The organism is Poseidonibacter sp. (assembly GCF_041821165.1).
In the GTDB taxonomy this organism is placed as follows: domain Bacteria; phylum Campylobacterota; class Campylobacteria; order Campylobacterales; family Arcobacteraceae; genus Poseidonibacter.
Genome location: NZ_JBGUES010000188.1, coordinates 1 through 4,410, shown reverse-complemented (window position 1 = coordinate 4,410; position 4,410 = coordinate 1). Strand labels below are relative to the sequence as shown.

5 protein-coding genes are annotated in these 4,410 nt (G+C 27.9%); 4 read left to right on the top strand and 1 reads right to left on the bottom strand.

The window, feature by feature from the left end; genetic code table 11:
* The coding region (gene uvrA / locus ACERKK_RS11580) for an excinuclease ABC subunit UvrA (protein ID WP_373773236.1) at nucleotides 1–1,792 on the top strand (1,792 nt) is incomplete at its 5' end.
* Nucleotides 1,792–2,139, top strand: a complete 348-nt coding sequence (locus tag ACERKK_RS11575) for a DUF309 domain-containing protein (protein WP_373773235.1) — start codon at nucleotides 1,792–1,794, stop codon at nucleotides 2,137–2,139. The genes uvrA and ACERKK_RS11575, both read left to right, overlap by 1 nt.
* Here ACERKK_RS11575 and ACERKK_RS11570 read toward each other — a convergent pair.
* Complete coding sequence (locus ACERKK_RS11570) at nucleotides 2,125–2,490, bottom strand: hypothetical protein (RefSeq protein ID WP_373773234.1); 366 nt, start codon at nucleotides 2,488–2,490, stop codon at nucleotides 2,125–2,127. The two genes, ACERKK_RS11575 and ACERKK_RS11570, sit on opposite strands and share 15 nt — an antisense overlap.
* Nucleotides 2,491–2,670: 180 nt before the next feature.
* Here ACERKK_RS11570 and ACERKK_RS11565 point away from each other — a divergent pair, with 180 nt between their 5' ends.
* Together ACERKK_RS11565 and ACERKK_RS11560 are read left to right on the top strand one after the other, a co-directional pair.
* A complete protein-coding gene (locus ACERKK_RS11565) occupies nucleotides 2,671–3,723 on the top strand; it encodes a CNNM domain-containing protein (RefSeq protein ID WP_373773233.1) in 1,053 nt (350 codons plus the stop codon).
* On the top strand, nucleotides 3,713–4,410 hold a 698-nt coding region (locus tag ACERKK_RS11560), incomplete at its 3' end, for a carbonic anhydrase (RefSeq protein WP_373773232.1). The genes ACERKK_RS11565 and ACERKK_RS11560, both read left to right, overlap by 11 nt.

Genomic DNA, 4,410 nt, shown 5'->3' with positions numbered 1-4,410 from the left:
AGAGTTAGAAGAGCATCAAAGAAAAGCTATTTTACATGGTGGAATAGAAGAAGCAAAATTTGTATGGAAAAAACACACTTTAAAAAGAAAATGGGAAGGTGTTATAAAAATTGCCTATGATATGGTAAAAGATGAAAAAGAGATGGCTGAATATATGACTGAAAAAAGTTGTGATTCATGTAATGGAAATAGATTAAAACCATCATCTCAAAGTGTTTATGTTGCAGAAAAAACTATATCAGATATATTAAATATTCCTATTGAAGATGCTCATTCATTTTTCCAAGATGAAAAGAATTTTGAATATATGAATGAACAATCAAAACTAATAGCAAGACCAATTTTAAAAGAAGTAAAAGAAAGAATCTATTTTTTATATGATGTTGGTCTTGGATATATAACTCTTGGGCGAGATGCTAGAACAATTTCAGGAGGTGAAGCTCAAAGAATTAGAGTTGCCTCACAAATAGGTTCTGGTCTTACGGGTGTTATGTATGTTTTAGATGAACCTTCAATTGGTTTACATGAAAGAGATACAAATAAACTAATTAAAACACTAAGAGCATTACAAGAAAAAGGTAATACTGTAATTGTAGTTGAGCATGATAAGGAGACTATTGAAGCTGCTGATTATATTGTAGATATTGGTCCAAAAGCTGGTAAATTTGGTGGAAATATTGTATTTGATGGAACACTTAAACAAATGTATAAAGCTAAAACTTTAACAGCTAAATATTTAACAGGTGAAAAAAAGATAGATTATGTTCATAATCGACCTCAAGAAGATTTTATTGAGATTAAAAATGTAACTATTAATAATATCAAAGATTTAAGTGTTAAAATTCCTTTAAAAAACTTATGTGCAATAACAGGTGTTTCAGGAAGTGGGAAATCATCTTTAATCTTACAAACACTATTACCTGTTGCAAAAGAGTTATTAAATCACGCTAGAAAAGTTAAAAAAATTGATGGAGTTGAAATAACAGGTTTAGAAAAACTTGATAAGGTAATTTACCTTGACCAAAGCCCTATTGGAAGAACTCCACGTTCAAACCCAGCAACATATACAGGTTTAATGGATGAACTAAGACTACTTTTCTCAAAAACAAAAGAAGCTGAAATTAGAGGATATAAAATCGGAAGATTCTCTTTTAATGTAAAAGGTGGAAGATGTGAAAAATGTCAAGGTGAAGGTGAAATCAAAATAGAAATGCACTTCTTACCAGATATTATGGTTAAATGTGATGATTGTCATGGTCAAAGATATAATGCTCAAACTTTAGAAATTTTATATAAAACAAAAAGTATTTCAGATGTTTTAAATATGAGTGTTGATGAAGCATTAGAGTTTTTCGTAAAAATTCCAAAAATTCATGCAAAACTTCAAACTTTAAGTGATGTAGGATTAGGTTATATTACTTTAGGACAAAATGCAGTTACACTTTCAGGTGGAGAAGCACAAAGAATTAAATTATCTAAAGAGTTAAGTAAAAAAGATACTGGAAATACTCTGTATGTTTTAGATGAACCTACAACAGGACTTCATTTTGCTGATGTTGATAGACTTACAAAAGTTTTACATCATTTAGTAGATTTAGGAAATTCTGTATTAGTAATTGAGCATAATTTAGACGTTGTTAAAAACTCTGATTGGGTTATTGATATGGGACCTGAAGGTGGAAATAAAGGGGGTATGTTAGTTGATGAAGGAACTCCTGAACAACTTGCTACTAATCATAAAAAGTCTGGTTCTCATACAGGATATTACTTACATAAAGAGATTAACGCTTAATGAAAATAGATTACTCAATTTTTAAGCAAAAAAGCGCAATAGATAGATTTATTTTTGCAATAGAAAATGACTATTTTGTTGAAGCTCATGAACTGCTTGAAGATGATTGGAATGAGTATAAAAGACAAGGGCAAAAAGAAAAAGCCCTTGTTTTAAAAGCTCTTATAAATGGAGCAACAGCACTTGCTTTATATTTTGTAAAAAAAAGACCAAATGGCTATTTAAAAGTTTGGCCTGTTTTATTTAAGTATATTCATTTACTTGATATTGTTGAACTTGAAAATAAAAATAAATTTTATTTTGCAAAAGAATTACTTATTGAGAAAAATAAACTAGTCAAACTTTGACATAGCTTCATTTAAACTTAAAATATAAGCTTTTAATTTCATCATATCTTGTGTTGGAAATTGATTTTCAATATTTCCTCTTGTAGTTCTTACGTAAAAATCTTTTGAGTCTTCATTGTAACCAAAATTCATATTTGTTAAAACTGTCTCATAAAAAGCTTTTGTACTATTTTCTACAGTTTTTTCAATTTTTGATTTTGCATCAATTCCTCTTAAATCGTCTTTTTCCAATTGATTTAATTTAGTATTCTCATCTAAAGGTGCGATTTTACTTAAAGAATTTACTTCTCTTGTTTTTGTAATATTATTATCTGTATATTGTGTTATAACCGAAATTAATCCATGTTCCATGATAAACTCCTAAAAAAACAAATGACCTAATATTATTATACATCAAAAAATGTTTTTTTGTCAAAATATATTTTTTTATTAAGTTTATTTTGCTATTATTATCACTAAATATTAAAATAAAAAGGAGTCCTTATTGGATTATCATTCCCCGAGGTGCAATTTATTAAAGGATGAGGCAAAATGGAAATTTTAGTCTTATTATTTGTTGCGGTTATCGGTGTGTCGTTTCTATGTTCTGTATTAGAATCGATTCTACTTTCTACAAATATGTCATATATTTCTGTATTAGAAAAAAACAACCCTAGTGCTGGAAAACTATTAAAAAAATTAAAAACTGATATTGATAAATCTATCGCTTCAATTTTAATTTTAAATACTGTTGCAAACACTTTAGGTGCAACAGCAATTGGAGTTCAAGCTCAAAATGTATTTGAGGGTGACAAAACGATTGTTATGATTGTGTCTATAATCTTAACATTTATGATTTTATTCTTTGCAGAAATTATTCCAAAAACAATTGGAGCTGTTTACTGGAAAGCTTTAGCTCCATTAGCAAGTAAAATTATCAACTTTTTTATAATAATTACATATCCAATTATTATAATTACTCAATTTGTAACAAAAAAAATTGGTCGAGATAATAATGACACAATATCAAGAGAAGAGTTAATCCATTCTACACTTTTAAGTGAAGAAGAAGGAATTATTGGTGATCTAGAATCAGATATTATTGAAAATACTCTTACGTTAAATAATATTAAAATTAAAAATATTTTAACACCAAGATCAGTAATGTATGCAATAGATAAAAATACATTAATAAAAGATGTTTTAGAAGATAAAAGAACATTCAAATTTTCAAGAGTTCCTATTTATGAGGGAAGTATTGACAATATTATAGGAATTGTTTTAACAAAAAGGCTATTTAAGCAAGCCTTAAAAGATAAAGATGTTACTATTAACTCAATCATGAATCCGGTTATTTCTTTAAATGAAAACATACCTGTATCAAAAGCATTAAATATGTTTATTCAGAAAAAAGAGCATATGTTTATTGTTTATGATTCTTATGATCAAACAGAAGGTATTGTTACACTTGAAGATTGTATTGAGACATTATTAGGATTAGAAATAATGGACGAATCAGATACGACGGCTGATATGAGAGGACTTGCTTTAAATAAAATGAAAGCAAAAAGAAAACAAAAAGAGAGGATATTAAATGAGCTTTAAGAATACGGTAATTAGTATTTTTGTTGTAGTTGTTGTTGCCCTTATGCTAGCAGAAGGTGAACCAAAACCATATGCAAATTGGTCTTATGATAAAGAAGAAGGTCCAAAAAATTGGTCTTCACTTGATGAAAGATTTCATATGTGTGAGGAAGGGTTAAATCAATCTCCAATTAATATAACAAACGCTATTGATGCACAACTTAATCCATTAACTTTTGAAAGTAATTCAAAAGCTACAACATTTGTAAATAATGGACATACTGTAAAAGTTGATTTTGCAGGTGGAAGTAAATTAAAAATTGATGATAAAGAGTACTCTTTAAAACAAATTCATTTTCATACACCAAGTGAAAATCAAATTAATGGTAAATCTTACCCAATGGAAGCACACTTAGTTCATGCTAATAACTCAGGAAGTTTAGCAGTTGTGGGTATTATGTTTGAAGAAGGTAATGAAAACCTTGTTTTAAATAAACTATTAAGAAATCTACCTGAAAATGCTAATGATAAAAATGAATTAAAATCAGAAGTTAAAGCTTATGAAATTTTACCTACAACATTAGATTATTTTAGATTTAATGGTTCTTTAACAACTCCTCCTTGTACAGAGGGTGTTAAATGGTTTGTTTTAAAAACTGCTGTGCAAGCTTCTAAAAGTCAAATAAATGACTTTACAAAAGTTATGCC